The organism is Neobacillus paridis (assembly GCF_016765675.1).
Lineage (GTDB): Bacteria > Bacillota > Bacilli > Bacillales > Cytobacillaceae > Neobacillus > Neobacillus paridis.
Genome location: NZ_JAESWB010000168.1, coordinates 500,814 through 521,402, shown reverse-complemented (window position 1 = coordinate 521,402; position 20,589 = coordinate 500,814). Strand labels below are relative to the sequence as shown.

General features: G+C 43.0%; 17 protein-coding genes. 6 read left to right on the top strand and 11 right to left on the bottom strand.

The window, feature by feature from the left end:
• Positions 1 to 53 precede the first annotated feature (53 nt).
• Positions 54 to 1,538: a TerD family protein gene (locus JK635_RS11530; protein ID WP_202654079.1), complete on the top strand. Its 1,485-nt coding sequence runs from the start codon at positions 54 to 56 to the stop codon at positions 1,536 to 1,538.
• Positions 1,539 to 1,586: 48 nt separating this feature from the next.
• On the opposite strand, the gene selB is transcribed toward JK635_RS11530, so the two are convergent.
• The gene (selB, locus tag JK635_RS11525; RefSeq protein WP_202654078.1) at positions 1,587 to 3,467 is read right to left on the bottom strand and encodes a selenocysteine-specific translation elongation factor; all 1,881 of its coding nucleotides are present in this window, start codon (positions 3,465 to 3,467) and stop codon (positions 1,587 to 1,589) included.
• A 220-nt stretch (positions 3,468 to 3,687) separates the two neighbouring features.
• Here selB and JK635_RS11520 point away from each other — a divergent pair, with 220 nt between their 5' ends.
• A complete protein-coding gene (locus JK635_RS11520) occupies positions 3,688 to 4,992 on the top strand; it encodes an Nramp family divalent metal transporter (RefSeq protein WP_202654077.1) in 1,305 nt (434 codons plus the stop codon).
• A gap of 192 nt (positions 4,993 to 5,184) precedes the next feature.
• Here JK635_RS11520 and JK635_RS11515 read toward each other — a convergent pair whose 3' ends face one another.
• The 5 genes from JK635_RS11515 to JK635_RS11495 form a co-directional block, all read right to left on the bottom strand.
• Complete coding sequence (locus JK635_RS11515) at positions 5,185 to 8,322, bottom strand: AAA family ATPase (RefSeq protein ID WP_202654076.1); 3,138 nt, start codon at positions 8,320 to 8,322, stop codon at positions 5,185 to 5,187.
• The gene (locus JK635_RS11510) at positions 8,319 to 9,467 is read right to left on the bottom strand and encodes an exonuclease SbcCD subunit D (RefSeq protein WP_202654075.1); all 1,149 of its coding nucleotides are present in this window, start codon (positions 9,465 to 9,467) and stop codon (positions 8,319 to 8,321) included. The genes JK635_RS11515 and JK635_RS11510 overlap by 4 nt, the downstream gene beginning before the upstream one ends.
• A 154-nt stretch (positions 9,468 to 9,621) precedes the next feature.
• Positions 9,622 to 9,822, bottom strand: a complete 201-nt coding sequence (locus tag JK635_RS11505; protein ID WP_202654074.1) for a cold-shock protein — start codon at positions 9,820 to 9,822, stop codon at positions 9,622 to 9,624.
• A gap of 400 nt (positions 9,823 to 10,222) precedes the next feature.
• Complete coding sequence (locus tag JK635_RS11500) at positions 10,223 to 10,576, bottom strand: ArsR/SmtB family transcription factor (RefSeq protein WP_202654073.1); 354 nt, start codon at positions 10,574 to 10,576, stop codon at positions 10,223 to 10,225.
• Positions 10,577 to 10,597: 21 nt separating this feature from the next.
• Complete coding sequence (locus tag JK635_RS11495) at positions 10,598 to 12,346, bottom strand: SulP family inorganic anion transporter (protein WP_202654072.1); 1,749 nt, start codon at positions 12,344 to 12,346, stop codon at positions 10,598 to 10,600.
• A gap of 364 nt (positions 12,347 to 12,710) precedes the next feature.
• On the opposite strand from JK635_RS11495, the gene JK635_RS11490 reads away from it, so the two are divergent.
• A complete protein-coding gene (locus tag JK635_RS11490; RefSeq protein WP_202654071.1) occupies positions 12,711 to 13,502 on the top strand; it encodes a TIGR00266 family protein in 792 nt (263 codons plus the stop codon).
• A 210-nt stretch (positions 13,503 to 13,712) separates the two neighbouring features.
• Here the strand turns inward: JK635_RS11490 and JK635_RS11485 are convergent, their stop codons facing one another.
• Complete coding sequence (locus JK635_RS11485) at positions 13,713 to 13,958, bottom strand: hypothetical protein (protein WP_202654362.1); 246 nt, start codon at positions 13,956 to 13,958, stop codon at positions 13,713 to 13,715.
• Between the two features lie 194 nt (positions 13,959 to 14,152).
• On the opposite strand from JK635_RS11485, the gene JK635_RS11480 reads away from it, so the two are divergent.
• Positions 14,153 to 14,371: a DnaJ-like cysteine-rich domain-containing protein gene (locus JK635_RS11480; protein ID WP_202654070.1), complete on the top strand. Its 219-nt coding sequence runs from the start codon at positions 14,153 to 14,155 to the stop codon at positions 14,369 to 14,371.
• A gap of 112 nt (positions 14,372 to 14,483) precedes the next feature.
• Entirely contained in the window at positions 14,484 to 14,825 is a 342-nt protein-coding gene (locus tag JK635_RS11475) for a hypothetical protein (RefSeq protein ID WP_438803832.1), read from the top strand.
• A 47-nt stretch (positions 14,826 to 14,872) separates the two neighbouring features.
• On the opposite strand, the gene aspA is transcribed toward JK635_RS11475, so the two are convergent.
• Positions 14,873 to 16,297, bottom strand: coding sequence for an aspartate ammonia-lyase (gene aspA / locus JK635_RS11470; RefSeq protein WP_202654068.1), 1,425 nt, complete (start codon positions 16,295 to 16,297; stop codon positions 14,873 to 14,875).
• Positions 16,298 to 16,561: 264 nt separating this feature from the next.
• On the opposite strand from aspA, the gene JK635_RS11465 reads away from it, so the two are divergent.
• A complete protein-coding gene (locus tag JK635_RS11465; protein WP_202654067.1) occupies positions 16,562 to 17,017 on the top strand; it encodes a CBS domain-containing protein in 456 nt (151 codons plus the stop codon).
• 47 nt (positions 17,018 to 17,064) lie between these two features.
• Here the strand turns inward: JK635_RS11465 and JK635_RS11460 are convergent, their stop codons facing one another.
• The 3 genes from JK635_RS11460 to JK635_RS11450 all read right to left on the bottom strand — a co-directional run bounded on the left by JK635_RS11460 (position 17,065) and on the right by JK635_RS11450 (position 20,559).
• On the bottom strand, positions 17,065 to 17,949 hold the full coding sequence (locus JK635_RS11460) for a YitT family protein (protein WP_202654066.1): 885 nt from the start codon (positions 17,947 to 17,949) through the stop codon (positions 17,065 to 17,067).
• 120 nt (positions 17,950 to 18,069) lie between these two features.
• A complete protein-coding gene (gene pgoN, locus JK635_RS11455) occupies positions 18,070 to 18,912 on the bottom strand; it encodes a glyoxal/methylglyoxal reductase (RefSeq protein ID WP_202654065.1) in 843 nt (280 codons plus the stop codon).
• Between the two features lie 312 nt (positions 18,913 to 19,224).
• The gene (locus tag JK635_RS11450; protein ID WP_438803830.1) at positions 19,225 to 20,559 is read right to left on the bottom strand and encodes an aspartate aminotransferase family protein; all 1,335 of its coding nucleotides are present in this window, start codon (positions 20,557 to 20,559) and stop codon (positions 19,225 to 19,227) included.
• Positions 20,560 to 20,589: the final 30 nt, after the last annotated feature.

The following is a 20,589-nucleotide window of genomic DNA, read 5'->3' as shown; positions in this document are numbered from 1 at the left end:
ACAATTTCTCATTGTTAAGACTGTAAATGATATCTCGAAAGGAGAGGAAATTATTGGGCGTAACACTCAGTAAGGGGCAAAAGGTTGACCTGACAAAAGCTCATCCAGGTCTGCAAAATGTAGTAGTCGGGCTTGGCTGGAACAGCAATCTTGGATCAAATTACGATTTGGATGCCTCTGCTTTTTTATTGGCTTCAAACAGCAAGGTTCACAGCGATCAGGACTTTGTTTTTTACAATAATCCATCAGGGGGTAATGGGTCGATCCTATATAGTGGAGATAATCGCACGGGCTCTGGAGTACAAGATGCGGAACAAATCCGAATTGATTTAGTTCGGGTACCGGCCCATATCCAGCGGATCGCCTTTACGATTACGATTCATGATGCCCAGGCAAAGCGGCAAAATTTTGGACAAGTAGCCGATTCCTATGTGCGAATTTTTAACGAACAAACCAATGAGGAGCTCTTACGCTACAATTTGGGGATGGATTTTACGGTGGAAACGGCCATCGTCGCTGCGGAAATATACCGCTATAACGGCGATTGGAAATTTAATGCGATTGGCAGTGGATTTCAGGGTGGATTAGCAGCACTATGCCGAAACTTTGGAGTTACCGTGGATGATTCACCGGTTGTCTCTTCATCAACACCATCCACTCAGCAGCCCGGTAACCAACAAAACCATACGAGCCATTCTTCCTGGCCGCAACATGGCAATTCCTTTCATTCTTATCAGCCATCCCAGACTCGTTATGATCCTTACCGGCAAAGCCAAGTTAACCAGCCTGCCTATCAGCAGCCCGTACACCCTCAACCGGAGCCTTTATATCAGCAGCCGTCCTATGGGTACCCGACATCTTCAACGGTTCCCACTCCTGCCGCAAACACCTATCGTACATATGGTGGAGACGATATTATTTGCCCCCGCTGCCATTCTTCCAATGTCCGCACCGGAAAGAAGGGCTTTGGACTGGGCAAAGCAGCGATCGGCGGCTTAATTCTCGGACCGGTTGGCCTACTTGGTGGTTTCATCGGACACAATCAACTAAAGTTTACCTGTAATAACTGCGGTAGCACCTGGTCTCCCTCGCAGACAGATTATGCCGAATGGGCCAATAATCAAAAAAGGAAAGCACAAGAATTATTTAACCGCTATAAAAGCCAGGATGTACTGGATGCTGTTGTAGCCGCTTGTGCCTTGGTGGCGATGGCTGATGGCTATTTGGACACTTCCGAACGGCAAAAGATGGTTGAATTTGTCCACCAAAGCGAAGAATTACGCGTTTTTGAAACAACGAAGGTCATTCAACGCTTCAATCTTTTTGTTTCGCGTCTCGAAAATGACCGCGTGATCGGCCGCGCTGAGGCTTTTCGTGCCCTTGGAAAAATGAGAACAAAACCGGAAGTGGCCCGCTTGGTTGCCCGTTACTGCATCGCCATCGGTTACGCGGATGGGAACTTTGACCACAATGAAAAGCAAACGGTCGTAGAGATTTGTCACGAACTCGGTTTAAACCCGGCGGAGTTCTTATCCTAAAAATGAGAAAGCCCTCGATCCCCATGTTTTTAGGAATCGGGGCTTTGATTACTTCCACACCCGTTGATTTTCGACTCTTTTCGTTAAGCCCAAGGCATCCAATTTTTCCAGAAAAGGAATCATATATTTGCGGGACAGGCCAAGCACTTCCTTTGCCTCGCCAACTTCAAACTCAGAACCGGTACCACTTCTTAATTTTTCCACTGCTTCATGAAAGACGGTTCCATAATAGGCTACCTGCTCATCCAGCATGACAATAAGCCCTTGTTCCTCAAGAAATCGCTTTAAGTCCATAGCCACAGAGTCAGGAATACCGGCGGAGGAAAAATAATCCTTCAGAGAACGCGTCTTCAACTGATCCCTTTGCAATTCCGCAAGTAGATTCTCGGTCCGCTTTGCCCAGTTTTTCGGCACATGAGGTACAAAATCAGCTAACGAAACAAATTGCTCTTTTCGGTTAAAAACATGGTTAGCAATCCTATTTTCAATGACAAAGTCCAGTAATCCCTTTGGGTATCTCTTTTGCATGGCTTGTAAAAGCTCTGCTTTATTCTCTCCGGCCTTCATCGGGTGCTGCAAATGATACTCTTGCAGACGATCGATCAAATCCTCTTCAATTTCTCGAATAAATAATGTTAGGGTATATTCTTTTCCATTGTACAAAACAAACTCTTCATCCCTCAGCTGCTCCTTCAATACCGCTTCATCCAGCGACGTCTGCTTTAGCAGCTCTGACAGCGTCAGGCTTTTTGCTTCCATTAATGCTGCGGTAATCCGCTCCTTAGGTGACCCTGCCTGTTTCTTTTTCAAATCTTCAATGGTTTGACTGCCAAAGCGATATTTATTTCCCCGTGGATCAATCACCCAGCCGCCGCCAATCGTTTCCTGCGGACTTGGTCTGCGTAAAATAAATCGGTCTCCGCGTTTCGCCAGGATCTCTTCATCAAGCCGTAGCTGGCACAAGATTTCACCATTTTCCTGTTTCACTTCATTGCGGTCAAAAAAGACAATTCGGCCCATGACTTCTGTTGTTCCAATATGCAGCTTGATCGGCATCCTTTGTTTAATCAAATGCTCCAGCTTATCCACGACATGGATGGCCACATCGACGACCTTTGTGACAATAAAATGTTCCGTGGAAACAAGCACATCGCCGCGTTCAAGCTCCTCTTTGGAAACCCCCGAAAGGTTAATCGCCGCCCGTTGGCCCGCATAGGCTTTTGCGGCCGGTTTATGATGCACTTGAATCTGCCGCGCCCGGACTTCAAGCCCCTTTGGCATAATTTTTAACAGTTGCCCTTCCTCAACCGTTCCCTCATAGACCGTTCCCCGGACAACCGTCCCTTGGCCTTTCACGGTAAACACCTGGTCGATTGGCAGCCGGAATGCCCCTTTGGCATCACGCATATCCTGCTGTTTCAAGGTATCAATAATTAATTCTTTTAGCTCGGTGATGCCTTTCTTTGATAGGCTGTCAACGAGAACAAATGGGGCATCCTCAAAGACCGTGCCAGTAAGTTCCGTTAAAATATCGTCTCTTACAAGTTCGATAAAGTCTTCATCAACACGGTCAATTTTGGTAATCGCCACAATTCCATTTTTGATTCCTAAAAATTTTAAAATCTCTAAATGCTCTCTTGTCTGCGGCATCACTCCCTCATCAGCTGCAACGACTAAAACGACTAAATCAATGCCGGCAACACCAGCAATCATTTGCCGGATAAAACGCTCATGACCCGGGACATCGATTACCGAAATTTGAATTTCCTGATCCTCATATAATGGGGCAAATCCGAGTTCAATCGAAATTTGCCGTTCCTTTTCCTCTTTTAACCGGTCTGTATCAATATTTGTTAAAGCTTTTGTCAGCGAAGTTTTGCCATGGTCAATATGTCCTGCCATTCCGATCGTAAAATATCGTTTTTCCAAGCCCGCCACCTTCTTTACAGTCTTCTCCTTTACTGTAGCTCGAATAAGCTAATTGTTCAAGCGAACGAATTGATGACGAAAATTAGGTTCTGCACCAAGCTAAATATGTTCACAATTTGTTAAAAATAAACTATAATAATAATATAAATTTGCCTTAGGGAAACTTTTGTTGATGGACGAAACAAACATCCGCATAGGAAAAAAGAAAGGATGATTTCTTATGGGTCATACAAATTCACTGGCTGTTAAAAAGGCTCAAGCTTCGGAGCGACGAACCGTTTTAGCTGCAAGAGATGCCATTGAGGGAAAAGTAACAGGCATCCGTGCCTTGCTGCCATTTATCGGGCCGGCATTTATTGCCTCGATTGCTTACGTAGATCCAGGGAATTTTGCCACAAACATCCAAAGTGGTGCTCGTTTTGGTTATAAAATGCTCTGGGTAATTGTGTTAGCCAACCTAATGGCCATGTTGTTACAAAATATGTCGGCAAAATTAGGAATCGCTACGGGACAAAACCTGCCTGAGGTTTGCCGCCAGTATTTGCCGAAATGGCTGACGATGATTATGTGGATCGTCTCAGAACTTGCAGCCATGGCCACTGACCTGGCCGAATTTTTAGGAGCGACATTGGCTTTAAATTTATTGGCCGGGATCCCGATGTTTTATGCGGTGATTATCACTGGAATAGTTACTTACTTCATTTTGCTTATGGAAAAATACGGCTTCCGGCCCATAGAAAAATTTATCGCTGCATTTGCGATGATTATTGGCCTATGTTATTTAGTAGAAACCGTACTGTCAAAACCGAATTTTGCGCAAATTGCCTATCACAGCGTTGTACCATGGCTTGGTAATAAAGAAAGCATCATGCTTGCCGTCGGCGTCATTGGGGCAACCGTCATGCCTCATGCGATTTACTTGCATTCAAGTCTTACGCAAAACCGGATTGTTCCTCGCAATGATATGGAAAAAATAAAGATTCAAAAATTCAGTTCGCTGGAAATTCTGATTGCCATGTTTCTTGCCGGATTTGTAAACTTGGCGATGATGTATATGGCGGCTTCCGTATTTCATACATCAGGAAAAAGTGATATCGCCGACCTGACAACTGCTTATCACACGCTTACACCGCTGCTCGGTTCGGCCGCAGCCAGTGTGTTCTTGATTTCTTTACTTGCCTCCGGTATTTCCAGTTCTGTTGTCGGTACCATGGCGGGGCAAGTGATCATGCAGGGATTTGTCGGCTTTGCGATTCCCGTTTGGGTTCGCCGACTCGTGACCATGCTGCCGAGTATTATTATCGTTGCTATCGGTGCCGACCCGACGCAAACCCTGGTCATCAGTCAGGTAATCCTTAGCATCGTCCTGCCATTCCCTGTCATCGCCTTGATTTACTTTACCCAAAAAAGGGAACTGATGGGAGTATTAACGAATAAACGGATCACAACCATCGTTTCAAGCCTGTTTGCGATCATTATCCTAGGGCTAAATATCTGGCTGGTAATCCAGGCATTTATCGGATAAAAAAACCGAAATTTTGCACTCAACCGCAAAATTTCGGTTTTTTCTTTGGCCGATAGGAAAGTATAAAAACTTTCCTATCAGGCATAAGTGTAACTACGCCTCATGAACCGCCTTAAAGGCTCGCCAATCGGCGAGTTTTCTTTAAATTTTCCAAGGGATTTTCGCTAATTTATGCAGTTTCCCGCCATTTATCTAATTGGTAAACACAAATTCCGTCCTGCTGCCGGTTTGTCCGGCAATAACCTCGAGTCTGGCATCAATCCGCTCCTTCAATTCCGGAACGTGCGAGATGATACCAACCAAACGGCCACCGTTTTGAATATCCAACAAGGCCTCAATCGCCTGATCAAGCGACTCAGGATCCAAAGTGCCAAATCCTTCATCGATGAACATGGTCTCCAATGATACGCCGCCAGCATAATTTTGGACGACATCTGCTAGTCCAAGTGCCAATGAAAGCGACGCTTTAAAGCTCTCACCGCCGGATAATGTCTTGACATGGCGTTCCTGGCCGGTGTATTGGTCAAATACCAGCAAATCCAAACCGCTTTGGGCGTTTCCTTTAGCCCGGTCTGTTTTCCTGAGCAGCTGGAACCGTCCGGATGTCATTTTTCGCAGCCGCACATTGGCTTCGCGTAAAATATCATCCAAAAAGGCAGCCAAGACGTAACGCTCAAAGGTGATTCGGAAGATATTCTGCCCCTTTGTAATCTCATACAAATGTCCAATCAGTTTATAACGCTCCTCGAGCAGCTTCATCGACTCATTTAACTGTTCAATCCGCTGATAGATTTCTTCATTGTCGCGCTTTTTCACAAAAATATCAGTTCGTTTACTATTTAATTCAGCAATTTCTGCTGCTAATTTTTCCAATTCGGCTTTTAACCCGGCTACATCAGGCACCTTTACATCTTTTAACTTGATCGTTAATTCAGCAAAGCGATCGGAGACGGATCGTAATTCTTCGCGGTAGCTGCGAATTTCTGCTTCCAGTGTTTCGATGCTGGCAGCTGAAAGCTTCGAGTCATGATAAACCGTATAATTTTCAAATCCCTGTTCGGAAAGTTGATTTTTAAAGGTTTCCCGTTCAACCCTAAGCTCCTGTTGTTTCGTCTGAAATAACTTTTCGGCTTCCAGCAATCTTGCTGCCTCAGCGGCCTGCTTTTGTTTTACCGCTTGTACCCGCTTTTCGGCCTCCTCCAGCTGCTTCATCAGTAACTGCTGGCGTTCCTTTAATCCGGCAAGCGTTTTTTCATACTCTGTGACCGAGCGAAGATTTTCCGGGATAAGTGACATCATTCGCGAAAGATTGGTTTTCTTTTCAGTAAATTGCACGGTCAACAGCGTTACGTTTTCCGCTAATTGCTGAATGAGCTTCTGTAACTTCTGCTTGTCCGTTTCCTTTTTTTTGAGCTCCAGCGTAATTGGCTCAAGCTGTTGCAGCTGTTCTGCCAATTTCTTTTGCTTAAGGGCAAGATTATTTTTAGCCAGAGTGACTTCTGTTTTGACCGAAAGCACATCTGTTTCCGTAAAATCAATCCTTTTTGCCCGAATCTCTGCCAGTATTTCATCCAGCCCTTCCCTTTGGGTTTTCTCGTCTGACTGGCATTGATACAGCCTTGCTTCATCGGCCGATTTTTCTTCCTCCCATTTGGCAGCCTGGGCCTTGGCCGCTTTTAAGTCCTCCTCATTAGGAATGTTGTCACCAAGATGCCCCGCCGGTGAGGGATGGTGGACCGATCCGCAAACCGGACAAGCCTCCCCCTCTTGAAGTCTTGAGGCTAATAGGGCTGCTTGTCCATTCAGCCATTTTTGCTCCAAGTCGGCAACCAACGCCTTTGCGTCCGTTAATCTGGCAAGTGTATTCACAAATTGTTTAGAACTGGCTTCAAGATTTTGTTGTGCTTTTAAATAACGTTGTTGCAGAAGTTGGAATTTATCTAGGATGTCCAGTTCAGCCTGCAGCCTTTCCAGCTTTCGCTCATTTTCAAGATAGACAAGCTGCCCTTTTTCAATCTCCGTCTTCTGCTGCTGCAGGCGGCTGAGTCTTTCTTCTACTTGCGCCAAATTCTTTTCCGCCAATGACTGGTCCTTTTTGACAGCTTCTAATTCCGCTGCGACAGCCGACGTTTGTTTCATCAATGAAGCGAATGAATAGATGTCATCCTTCAAATTGCTTAAGCGATTGATTTCATCGAGGAGCGACTGTCGTTCACCCTCACGTGCAAGCTCCTGTTGCAGCTGTTCTTCATGTTGTTGAGCAAGACCCTGCAATTTTTCGATCGCCGCTTTGATTTGCTGAACATTTTCAGCTACTAGGTCGGCTTCGCGTTTTAAACGGTGGCATAGTTCTTCCTGTTTAGCTAAAACGGCTGCCCTTTGCCCCCTCCGGATCTGGTTTTCTTTTTCAGCAAAAAGATCAGCTTGTGAAGTCAGCAGTGCTTTTTGATTCTTTAATTTTTCGAGGGTTTGCAGTTGCTCCAAGATCGTTTCGGCTTCAGAAAGCTTGGCTTTCACCTGATCCTGCCGCAGGACTTGGGCTTTTAACTGTCCGTCTAATTGTTCAAGCAGTTCAGCCAACCCGCTGATTTCCTCCTGCAAAAGCGGCAAAATCAGCGTATCATTCTCACTGCCAGCCCCCACATACTCCCGCAATTCATCATTCGTAACAGCTTGGATCCTTCGTATCGCTTCATTTCGTGATTGAACTTGGGCATCAACCGATTTCTTCAGTTCGCTCGCTTCTTCCTTCAGTTTTTCCTCGACCAGTTTATATACTTGAGTGTGAAACAGCCGTTGCAGAATGACCTCCTTATCCTTGCTGTCGGATGTTAGCAGTTTGCGGAATTCTCCTTGGGGTATCATTAAAATCTGCCGGAATTGATTGGCATCTATTAACATGATCTCTTTTATCTTCTCTTCAACATCAGTAATTTTCGAAGCTAATAGTTTTCTCTCACCATCCGAACCCCAAATATATAACTCCGCCTTGGCCCCAATGGTAGTACACCCATCGCCTTTTTCTTTCTTTTTTAACTGCTGTGGCGACCGGGTAATGGAGTAAACCTGATTTCGTAAGGAAAAATCTAACGAAACCTCTGTCAGCAAATCATCGCTGGCAAAATGGCTCCGGAGTTCAGGACCATTGCGATCCTCGCCGCTTGCTTTCCCATAAATGGCATAGCTGATGGCGTCAAAAATAGTCGTCTTGCCGGAACCGGTTTTTCCAGAAATAACAAACATTGTTCGATTACCAAGTTCTGTGAAATCAATACATTCCCGTTCCGCATAGGGGCCAAATGCCTGCATCGTCAATCTTATTGGTCTCATTTGACAGCAGCCTCCCCTTTTAATACTTTTTCGATCATTTCCGCCATCACCGCTTTTTTCTCGCTCGTAAATGCGGATGTCGTCATTTCTGTGTAAAATTGTTCAAATAGCTCTATCTCCGATTTCTTCTCAGCGCGGATGGCATTAAAGGATTGTTTCTTTTTCAAATTCAAGACATCAATTTTTCGTTCAAGATGCAGGACGTTGGGGTATACCTGCCTTAGTTTATTGATCGGGTCAATTAACGCGCCTTCATCAAGCAGAGTTATTTTTAAATAATCATCTGTCCGTTCCTTTTCGTAAAATTGCGGATCAAGCAGTTGATCGATAAATCCGACAAGCTCCCGCATATCATGCTTCGGGGTTAGAGAGCGATAACGATGGGTGAAATTTCCACTCTGATCTATTTCAATAATCGAAATGGATTTATTTTGGGTTGCTTCGGAAAAAGAATATTTTAATAGTGAGCCGGAATATTTCACTGTTTCATGACGGATGGCATCGGGGCTGTGAAGGTGGCCAAGGGCCGTATAAGAAAAAGGAGCAAACAATTCCGCACCGACGCAACCGGAACCGCCGACCGATAGGACCCGTTCGGAATCCGATGTTTGCCCGCCCAACACAAAGGCATGTCCTACGAGGACATTTGGTTCATTAGGGTTAATCGTTTCTTCGATTCTTCCAATCAGCGCCTTCATAGCATCATGATGGGAATGGATTGAATCGTCCCCTAAAAGTTCCCGGACGACACCTGGTTCAGCGTAAGGAAGGAGATAAAAGTTCACTCCATTTATGCGAACCGGTTCAAAACAGTTTGCCAGTTTGCCGGATAAATAGAATTGACTATGCTTATACCATGAGCTGCCAAAAGAAAGCCGTTCGGCACTATCGTGGTTTCCGGCAATTGCCACAATTGGTGTCTTCGCTTCAACATTAATTTTAAATAAAATTTCATCTAACAATTCTACTGCATCGGTGGGCGGAACGGAACGGTCATACAGATCGCCGGCAATGACGACCGCATCCGGCTCTTCCTCTCGAACGACGTCGACAAATTGATTCAACACTTCCCGCTGGTCCGCCGTCATATAGACACCGTGCACCAGTTTTCCTAAATGCCAATCGGCGGTATGGATAAATTTCATCAGATCACCCTGTTTTTTGATAAACTAGATTTTTCAATATCTCTATTATAGCAAATTACCGATTCACCAGCTCTGGTAATTGATGATATGAATACTCAAAACAACAAAAAACAGCCCGGCAATTGTACCGGACTGTTATAGTCAGTATGAGAAATTACTTCTTAGTTACGTTAGCAGCTTGAGGTCCACGAGCTCCTTCAACTACTTCGAAAGAAACTTCTTGACCTTCTTCTAAGGTTTTGAAACCTTCTGATTGGATTGCTGAGTAATGAACGAATACGTCGTTACCGTCTTCTCCTTCGATGAATCCGAAACCTTTTTCTGAGTTAAACCATTTTACCTTACCGTTTTTCATTAAAAAAATCCTCCTATTGGCCATTCAGCCATGTTTAAAATTCACCAAATTACAACGTACCTAGCTTTACTTCATTACCTTATCCATTCTTGGTTTAAACCTTGAACAAGCTTGTAACATAAATCTAATAACGTGTAACGGCTGATTAAAATTTAACATTTCTAAGAAGTAATGTCAAGTTTAGGGCGCATGACACAAATTGACACCATTCTGCCCAGATAATTTAGAAATCTCGTCCCCACCCCTAAAATGACAGACATATGGGCGGTTTTTAACCAAAAATCGGTCAGTTTTATGATCTTCCCGAACGAAGACATAGCCTTCTTTGTCAATATTTGCTGAAAACTTTTTCACTCTTCCTGTTTTTTCTCGATGACGTTATGGAAAAACAGCGAAGAAATTAATTCTTCAGTGTCAGCGAAACCTCATCGTCTTCCTTAAACTTATCCAATATCGTAATCGTATCAACGAGGTGATTATTAAAAATTTGTTTTGCCACTGCCAAAAGCTCGATGAGCATCGGATCTTTCAGGGTATAAATGACTTTATTCCCATCTTTCGTACCAGAAACGATATTTTTGGCTCTTAACACTTGCAGCTGCTGTGAAACGGCTGATCCCTCACTGCCCGCAAGTGTCTGAATTTCGTTTACGCTTTTGTCTCCTTCAGCAAGAATTTCCAAAATGCGAATTCTTAACGGATGAGCAAGAGCTTTAAAAAATTCGGCTTTAAACCGCTGCACTTCTAAATTCAATTGATCAACTCCTTTACATCGCTAGAAAGTAGCAGTTAACTTTTTCCTGCCGCTTTCTACGCTCTCAGACTTGGAAAGTTCTTTACACTCATGAAAGGCAAAGTGCTTGCAGCCGAGGCACTTATTTTTGTTAATCTGTTCCAAAGCAAATTGAATCGCATCTCCCGTGTGCTCGAAGAAATGCTCTTTTCCAATCATATCGTATAAGCCCGTCTTCTTTAAAACCATTTCCGGCTGCGGATTAAGACCCGATAATATTACTATACCATTTTTCGAAAAATGATGGACAATCCTCGATAAATTTGCTTCTCCAGTAGTGTCCATAAAAGGAACCCGGCCCATCCGCAGCAGCAGGATTTTCGGACGATAATTAATCGTCTTCATAATCGTTTCCTCAAACGTTAAAGCCGCCCCAAAGAATAGTGGACCTTCGATATTAAAAATACTGATTTGTGGGCAGTCATGTGTATCGGAAACCATGCCTGTTTCCACCTTTTTACGTTTTGTCTCATAATTTGGCAGTGCTTTGGCGGTAATCATGATATCGCTCATCCGTTTTACAAACAGAATTGCCGACATGACCAGGCCAACCTCTACGGCCAACGTTAAATTGACAAACACCGTTAATAAAAAAGTCACCACCAACACTAGGGCATCAGTAGATTTTGTTTTTAAAATATGGCCAAATACTTTTCTTTCACTCATATTCCACGCCACCACCATGAGAATCGGGGCCATACTTGCAAGCGGAATATAAGACGCATATTGGGCAAAAAAGATGAGCACAAGCAGAACGACAATTCCATGAATGATTCCTGATAAAGGTGACACTGCACCATTCTTAATATTCGTGGCTGTCCGGGCAATGGCCCCGGTCGCTGGAATCCCGCCGAATAATGGCGTGACCATGTTGGCAATCCCCTGACCGATCAACTCCTTGTTGCTGTTATGGCGGCTATTCGTCATTCCGTCGGCAACCACAGCCGAAAGCAGCGACTCAATCCCGCCAAGCATCGCAATAATAAAAGCTGGTTTGATCAGATTCATCATGACGTCCAAGTTGATATCAGGTATATGAAACTTCGGCAGCGAACTTGGAATTTGGCCATAGGCTGTTCCAATGGTGGCGACCTGATCCGGAAAAAGCATGGTCGCGAATAAGGTAGAAACCATCAATCCAATCAAAGGACCAGGAACTTTAGGGGCAATCTTTGGAGTCAGGATTATGGTAACCAGACAAATGCCAGCCGTTAAAATACTATAGACATTGGTTGTATGCAAATGGACAAAAATTTCTTGAATGTTTTTTACAAACTCCTCATGTCTTTTCATGCCCTCTAAGCCCAGAAAACTGGCAATTTGTCCGGTGAAAATGGTCACTGCAATCCCGGTCGTAAATCCAATTGTTACTGGTCTTGGGATGTATTTAATCAGCGATCCTAGTTTAAAAATCCCTAATAAAAGAAGGATGATTCCGGCCATAAATCCGGCGATGAGCAGATTTTCATATCCGTACGTCATGACAATTCCAAATAAAATCGGAATGAATGCACCTGTTGGGCCGCCAATTTGATACTTCGATCCGCCAAATAAGGAGATGAGAATTCCGGCAACAATGGTCGTGTAGATTCCATACTCTGGCTTCACTCCTGAAGCAATAGCAAAAGCCATGCCAAGCGGGATCGCGATAACCCCTACAATCAATCCGGAAACCAGATCCTTTGGCAGGCTCTTTAAAGAATATTGATGGAACCTTTGGTTAATAAACATATTCACCCTTCTTATCTTATTATTTTTGTATATCTGATTATTTGAATATATAATAATAGTTGAGGATAATCAAGCTATTTTGGCAAAAAATGTTCACTTTACAATATTTTTAGGAAGTGATATAATGATCGGGCGATGAGCTGAATTGTGTAAGTCGAAAAACATTCCTTTAGGGAACACACAATGTGGAGTGTGGTTTTTCGCCTCAATCTGAGAAAAGTTTTAGCGCCTTGTCGCTGGAGCTGGACAATATACAAAAGACGTCTGAAGAATCAGGCGTCTTTTGTTGTTTTTATGGCTCTTTTTTCCTACTTATTTTAAAATAGAAATTGGAAGTTCATTTTAAGTGAGTGGAGGAGTAAGTGTGTACAATCACGAAATCGATTATAAGATTTACGGCGATGATATGCAGTTCGTTGAAGTTGAACTTGATCCGCAAGAAACGGTTGTGGCTGAGGCAGGCAGCTTTATGATGATGGAAAATGATATTCACATGGAGACGATTTTTGGTGATGGATCCGGTACTGGCGGCAGCGGCTTAATGGGAAAACTCTTCAGTGCTGGTAAAAGGGTCCTTACTGGAGAAAGCTTGTTCATGACCACTTTCACCAATACCGGTTCAGGCAAAAGACATGTTTCCTTTGCCTCACCGTATCCGGGGAAAATTATTCCGATGAATTTAAGTGAATTTGGCGGAAAAATTGTCTGCCAAAAAGATGCGTTTTTAGCAGCGGCAAAGGGTGTATCTGTCGGAATTGAATTTCAACGAAAAATCGGTGTTGGCTTCTTCGGAGGCGAAGGTTTCATCATGCAGAAACTCGAAGGTGACGGGATGGCATTCGTTCATGCAGGTGGAACAATCATCAAAAAAGACCTTCTTCCCGGACAAGCACTGCAGGTTGATACCGGCTGTCTGGTGGCGATGACGAGAGATGTTCAATACGATATCGAATTTGTCAAAGGCATCAAAACGGCCCTGTTTGGCGGCGAAGGTTTATTTTTTGCCACCTTAAGAGGACCAGGCTCTGTCTGGATTCAATCTCTTCCATTCAGCAGGCTCGCCAGCAGAGTATTTGCTGCAGCACCTTCGCGCGGTGGTTCTAAAGATGAGGGCAGCATTGCCAAAGGAATTTTTGATATGTTTAATGGAGATTAATTATTAAAAAAGGCAAAGTCGGTGTGACTTTGCCTTTTTTAAAGCAGTCTTACTTCAATTCTGAAAATTTTTTGCCTTTCGGGTAAATATAGCGGTTCTTCTTTATCCAGCCATCTGATCCTTCCGCCTTTCGGGCAATTAGAGCGGTTCTTCTTTACCCAACCATTCGATCCTTCCGCCTTTCGAGCAATTAGATCTGCAGATGTTCTTTTATTTCATTTTTAGGTCGTTTTTTTGTCGTTCAATGTATTGGTCGCGCTCACCGCCGTCGGCTAGTTCTTCGGAAAATTCATGATTGGTTTGCTTCCCGACGAATTTACCAGTCCGGAGTGTTTTCGGCAATAAATTATTATTGGGCGCAGACTGTTCATTCCAATCTCCCATTGTAATCACCTCAATTTTAGTTTCCTTCATTCCGGGAAAATTATCCTCAAAAGGATTCAACATCTTCATCATTATTTCCCATCTTTTGATACACAAATTACCGTTTCCAATAGTAAAATCACTCACCAAAACCGCTATTTCCGCATAAAAATATTATTATATAATAGCAATGCCCTTTAAACTCGTACCATAATAAGACCTTGTCAAGCATAAATATTCCATTTTTCCCCCATACTATTATAAAAGGATCCATTGAGGTGAAAAATATGGGACTGCTCAGCTCGTTTTATCAGTGGCGAGAAACAAGATATCAAAACCATCTCTCCAACATGAAAGACCAGGGTAAATGTCCTGATTGTCAAGGCCGAGGATATACGGTTTATCCCTATAATGAATTTGCCTACTTTAATTCGTTTGATTGTCCAAGCTGTCAAGGCAGCGGCAGTTATTCCGACTGGGAAGCCATGAATAATGAACCTTTTTAAAGTCAATCCCATTATAGCTCCAACCCTTTGGTATCTATAATGGGATTGGCCAGCAATGATTTAAATCTTTTTTAGATCAAGGAATTCTGACGAAGAGGATAAATTTTTGGGGGTGCTCTGCTTGTCTATCATCGTCTATCAGACATTTGTGATTAAACAGGATCAGTTTAAAGAAGGAATTGAAAATTTAAGAGAGATTAAAAAGTTCAGAATGGAGAATTACAATCATAAAGTCGACATTCTGACACCTGTTTCCGGAAAAGATCATACATATGCTTTGCTATCAACATATGAAGGTTTAGCGGAAATGGAATTGCAGAATAAGAAAATGTTTGAGGATGAAGAGTATTTAGAGCTTATTGGTCCTTTTTTCCTAGAAAACATTGTTGAAAATAGCCTTTATACCCAAATATATCGCTCGCTGCGCGATCAGCCGAAAGAAAAAAGCAAATAAATAATTGATCAAAAAGCGTGCAGAAAATCTGCACGCTTTTTTAACCGTTAATCGCGATCCAAAAGTTCGGCGCCGGCAATTCCCGGTTTTGTCATTTCGTAAATATTTAAAATGAGGTCCAATTCCTCTTCCGTTAAGACATCATGCTGCAGGCATAATTCGCGGACAGACTTGCCAGTGGTAATCGCCTCTCTGGCAATTCTTGCTGCTGTCTCATAGCCTAGATGCGGATTTACAGCGGTAATGATCCCAACACTTTTTTCGACATAATCTTTTAAACGTCCCTCATTTGCCTCAATACCTTTAAGACAATTATCGGTAAACGTGCGGAAACCGTTGTTCATAATACTAATAGATTGTAGTAAATTAAACACCAAAACCGGTTCCATAACGTTTAATTCAAGCTGCCCCGCCTCGGAAGCTAGGCAAATAGTATGGTCGTTACCGATGACTTGGAAGGCGATTTGATTGATCACTTCCGGCATGACCGGATTTACTTTTCCCGGCATAATCGAAGAGCCCGGCTGACGAGCAGGAAGACTGATTTCTGCCAGACCAGCTCGTGGACCTGATGCCATTAAACGTAGATCATTGGCAATCTTGGACATATTCATCATACAAACTTTTAAGGCTGCGGACACTTCAGTATAAGCATCGGTATTTTGGGTTGCATCGACAAGATGATCGGCATTGACTAACGGCAGCCCGGTAATGTCAGCCAACTGTTTCACCACATCTTTAATGTATTTCGGGTCGGCATTTAATCCAGTACCTACTGCTGTAGCGCCCATATTGACCGGATATAAATGTTTATACGACTGCCTGATCCGCTTCATGTCTCGTTCAATCACTCTTGAATAGGCTTCAAATTCCTGCCCAAGACGAATCGGCACGGCATCCTGAAGGTGAGTCCGCCCCATTTTGATGACATCCTCAAATTGCTTTGCTTTTTCCTTGAACACCTGATGCATATCCGCCATCGTTTCCAGCAATTTTTCCAGTAGCTTTAGTGCTGCAATATGGATCGCTGTCGGAAAGACATCATTGGTTGATTGTGACATATTCACGTGACTGTTAGGACTTAAATGAAAATAATCCCCTTTTTCATAACCAAGAATTTCTAGTGCCCGATTGGCAATGACCTCGTTGGCATTCATATTCATGGAAGTCCCCGCACCCCCCTGAATTGGGTCGACAATAAACTGTTCATGCCACTTCCCTTGCAATATCTCATCGGCTGCTTGCACAATCGCTTCGGCCAGACCGCTGTATAAACGCTTTGTATTCATATTGGCAATAGCCGCCGCTTTCTTTACCGCTGCCAGTGCTTTAATTAGTTCTTCGTGGATGCGGTAACCGGTAATCGGGAAATTTTCAACTGCCCGGAGTGTTTGAATTCCATAATAAGCATTGGCCGGAATCTCTTTTTTCCCTAAAAAATCCTGTTCGATTCTTTTAGTCTCTTCTAACATTCTGTTTGCCCCCAAGCTTAATCGTATATTATATTAAAATATCACATCGGTGGATTAGCCACCAAATCCTATTATACTTCTTCTATCCTTTAGCTGTAAACGTTTGCACCTTTATTACCTTTTTTAATTAGTAAACTGCTTTATATATAACAAAATCGTTAGCAAATATTAATTTTTAGTAAAGATTAATTATTGGAATTAGATGTATAATAAAACTAAAGGAATGAGTTTCTATTTATTTTTCAAATATTCGAGGAGAGAGATATGAAAGCACATGAAATTATGTTGACCGATGTCCATAAAGTAAAACAAAGCGATACGGTAAGAACGGTAATTGAAAAGTTTATCGAATATCGAATCAGCGGACTTCCTGTCGTCAATGAACGCAATGAAATTGTTGGCTTTATTAGTGACGGTGATATTATGAGTTACATTGGCAAACATGAGGACCGGGTTCTGGATAATTTCTATTATTCTTTTGTGATCAAAGGAGATCTGGAAGAATTCGAGGACAGAGAAAAGCGGCTGTTAAATTTAAACGTGATGGAAATTGCCAAGAAAAAAGTTATTAAAGTATCATGGAACGAAGATGTTGAAAACATTGCTGCGATTTTAGGAAAAAAACATATTAAAAAGGTACCGGTCGAGCGCAATGGGGTATTGGTCGGCATTATCAGCCGGGGAGACGTCATCAGGAGTTCATTTAAAGCCTTGCTATAATCCTTAAAAAAGATCTGACAACAACACGTCAGATCTTTTTATCGTTCCTAATGAATTCCCTTCTTCTTAAAACGTCCGCCGCGAACCTCGGAGATGTCGGCAATAGCGAGGAAGGCTGAAGGGTCTATTTCCTCGACAATGGTTGTCAATTTCGATTCCTCCAGTCTCGTAATGACACTAAAAATAACCTTTTTATTATCTCCCGTATAAGCCCCTTCTCCTTGTAAGTAGGTTACTCCCCGTCCTAAACGCGCATTTACCGCCTCGCCAATTTCCTCCGCTACGTCGCTGATAATCCAAACTGATTTCGTCCCTTCCAATCCGGCGACTACCCCATCGATCGCTTTTGAAGCGATGACATAGGCGAGCAATGAGTACATTGCTCTGTCCCAGCTGAAGACAAAACCGGCGGTTCCTAAAATAAAGATATTCATGATCATAATGATTTGCCCGACGGAAAAAGGGACCTTATTATTGATCACAATTGCCAGTATTTCCGTTCCATCTAACGCTCCGCCGTTACGGATTACCAATCCTACTCCGATCCCTAAAATCATCCCGCCGAAAACCGTTGCCAGCAGGATATCTTCTGTAAAAGGGGGAATTGGATGGAAAAAGGTTGTAAAAATGGATAACACAATAATTCCATAGACAGTGGATAAGGCAAAGGTTTTACCCATCTGTTTATAGCCTAAATAAACAAATGGCAGGTTTAAGATAAATAGAAAGATCCCCAGTTTCCAGCCTGAAAGATAGGAAAGCATAATCGAAATGCCTGTAATTCCACCATCAATGACCTTGTTAGGTACTAAGAAGATTTCTAGCCCAGTCGCCATGAGAATGGCACCAATCGTAATGCCAATGACACGAAGAATAATTTTTGAAAGAGGAAGCTTGCGATGTTGAATCGCCAGAGGTAACTGATCTGTCATAAAATCACACCTTTATTATTCAATTTCAGGATCCTAATGAAACCGATCTCTGTTTACAATGATACCATTTTTCAGAAAACCGGCGAACAGTTCCGACTGTTCGCCAGCTTTTTACATATATTAGTCAGTAAATCCAACCATCATAACATCCGGGTCAGAACCAACTCGTTCATCTTTGTTTAATCCATCGATGGTTTCCATGTCTTCGGCCGTTAATTCAAAATCAAAAATATTGGCGTTGTCGATAATTCGTTGCTCTTTGATTGATTTTGGAATCGTCACAACTTTGTTTTGTAAGTCCCAGCGCAGGATGACTTGTACCGCTGATTTTCCATACTTTTTACCAATTTCAGTTAAAACTGGATCGTTAACCAGCTGCCCCTGCTTCAGCGGTGACCATGCCTCTAGCTGGATCCCCTCTTTTTGACAATAGGCCAGCAAATCCTTTTGCGTTAAGTGTGGATGAAATTCTACTTGGTTAACCATTGGTTTAATTTCGCAATCCTTCAATAATTCCTCCAGATGGTGAATTTTGAAATTGCTGACACCAATAGCACGCACTCTTCCGTCTTTATATAGCTTTTCCAGTGCCTTCCAGGTCTCTTTAAATTTATTTTTACCAGGCCAATGGATTAAGTATAGATCCAAATAGTCTAACCCCAGCTTCTTTAGACTTGTTTCATACGCCTGAAGGGTAGATTCATAACCTTGATCAGAATTCCAAACCTTCGAGGTAATAAATATTTCTTCCCTTGGCACGCCTGATTCTTTAATCGCTTTGCCGACGCCTTCTTCATTTTGATAGACGGCAGCTGTGTCGATTGCGCGATAACCATGCTTTAGCGCCGCTCTTACGGATTCAATGACCTCTGAACCCTCTTTCACTTTAAAAACACCAAGTCCAAACCAAGGCATTTTCACGCCGTTATGTAATGTCGTAGTATCTGTCAAACTGGTTGCCATTATCATTACTCCTTTCTCTACATAACCTACATCTTTATAGTACATCAAATTAGAAAAACTATCCAACAAGAAAACTTCGCTAAAAAAGCACCCATCTTGAGATGAGTGCTTGATTAAAGAATATTTTTCTATACTGCCTCGGAATCGTGGGTCTCACTTTTTGATACTTCCCCTTGCTTGTTTCTTTTTAGGAAAAATGACCCGACAACTAAGACGGCAATTAACAGGGTAAGGGTTACTTGCGAACGCATTGAATCAAGTTTCCAAGAGCTTTGACAGCCCTAATATAGCGGCCGCCAAAGCCTTGATATATTAAAGCTCCCCAATACTTTCTTTAAGCGTCCTTACGATAAATGCAAGATCTTCTTCGGTGATACTTAATGGTGGTGAAAGCTGCAAAATATTATTGAAACCGGCAACTGTATCACCATTCTTACCGACAATTAAGCCCTTTGCCCTGCAGCTGTTCATGACTTTATTCAGTTTTTCGACAGCAGCTGGCTGTTTCGTTTGTTTGTCTTCGACTAATTCAATCCCTATAAGCAAGCCTTTGCCGCGAACATCGCCCACATTCGGATGTTCCTTTAACTCTGCTAATTCTTGTAACAACCGTTCTCCCAATTCTTTTGACCGCTCTACTAAATTTTCCTTTTCCATGATCTCGAGATTTTTCAATGCCAGAGCACAGGCCGCCGGATTGCCGCCAAATGTGTTGACATGGCGGAAACGATCATAGTCATCACTGCCGATATAGGTCTCATAAATTTCTCTTTTAACGGCTGTAGCGGATAATGGCAGATAGGCACTGGTAATGCCTTTGGCCATGGTAACAATATCAGGCTTTACCCCGTAATTCATGAAGCCGAAAGGTTTTCCGGTGCGGCCAAAGCCACAAATCACTTCATCACTGATTAACAGGGCACCATGTTTTTCACAAATTTCTTTCACCCTGGCCATATAGCCGTCAGGCGGCATTAATATACCTCCGCCGGTGATAATCGGTTCCATAATGACTCCGGCAATCGTCTCACTTAATTCCCATGTCATGACGCGGTCGATTTCTTCCGCGCTTGCTAACGTCTCCACGTCCTCAGGGTGGCGATACGTGTCGGGAGGAGCGACATGAAGAAATCCTTGACCGAGCGGCTCATATTTATACTTTCTTTGCGCCTGTCCAGTTGCTGCCAGCGCTCCCATAGAATTGCCGTGATAGGCACGATAACGCGAGATAAATTTATAACGCCCGGGATTCCCTTTTTGATGGTGATATTGGCGAGCAATTTTAAAGGCAGTTTCATTTGCTTCCGATCCACTGTTAGAAAAGAAAATAACGTAATCATCACTCAGCCATTCGTTCAGTTTTTCGGCCAGTTTAATAGCAGGCAGGTGGCTTTGGGATAATGGGAAGTACGGCATTTCCTCCAGTTGTTCGTAAGCCGCCTTCGCCAGTTCCTTCCGACCGTAGCCGACATTTACGCACCAAAGTCCAGACATTCCGTCCAAATAGCGGTTTCCGTTAATATCCGTGACCCAGGCCCCTTCTGCCTTGGTAATAATTAAATTGGACGGGCTTGGCCCTGCACCACGCATTGCATGCCACAAATATTTTTCATCGATTTCTTGAAAATTTTTCGTTTGCGTTTCCATTATCATCATTCCCATCTACATTTTATCTCG

Excerpts from the sequence above, each read along its gene's own strand:
- JK635_RS11465 (WP_202654067.1), top strand. The coding sequence starts at position 16,562 with ATGAAAGCACATGAAATTATGTTGACCGATGTCCATAAAGTAAAACAA.
- JK635_RS11520 (WP_202654077.1), top strand. The coding sequence starts at position 3,688 with ATGGGTCATACAAATTCACTGGCTGTTAAAAAGGCTCAAGCTTCGGAG.
- JK635_RS11505 (WP_202654074.1), bottom strand. The coding sequence starts at position 9,822 with ATGAAAAACGGTAAGGTAAAATGGTTTAACTCAGAAAAAGGTTTCGGA.
- JK635_RS11510 (WP_202654075.1), bottom strand. The coding sequence starts at position 9,467 with ATGAAATTTATCCATACCGCCGATTGGCATTTAGGAAAACTGGTGCAC.
- JK635_RS11450 (WP_438803830.1), bottom strand. The coding sequence starts at position 20,559 with ATGGAAACGCAAACGAAAAATTTTCAAGAAATCGATGAAAAATATTTG.
- aspA (WP_202654068.1), bottom strand. The coding sequence starts at position 16,297 with ATGTTAGAAGAGACTAAAAGAATCGAACAGGATTTTTTAGGGAAAAAA.
- JK635_RS11485 (WP_202654362.1), bottom strand. The coding sequence starts at position 13,958 with ATGATGAAGATGTTGAATCCTTTTGAGGATAATTTTCCCGGAATGAAG.
- pgoN (WP_202654065.1), bottom strand. The coding sequence starts at position 18,912 with ATGGCAACCAGTTTGACAGATACTACGACATTACATAACGGCGTGAAA.
- JK635_RS11495 (WP_202654072.1), bottom strand. The coding sequence starts at position 12,346 with ATGTTTATTAACCAAAGGTTCCATCAATATTCTTTAAAGAGCCTGCCA.
- JK635_RS11515 (WP_202654076.1), bottom strand. The coding sequence starts at position 8,322 with ATGAGACCAATAAGATTGACGATGCAGGCATTTGGCCCCTATGCGGAA.
- JK635_RS11480 (WP_202654070.1), top strand. The coding sequence starts at position 14,153 with ATGGGACTGCTCAGCTCGTTTTATCAGTGGCGAGAAACAAGATATCAA.
- JK635_RS11460 (WP_202654066.1), bottom strand. The coding sequence starts at position 17,949 with ATGACAGATCAGTTACCTCTGGCGATTCAACATCGCAAGCTTCCTCTT.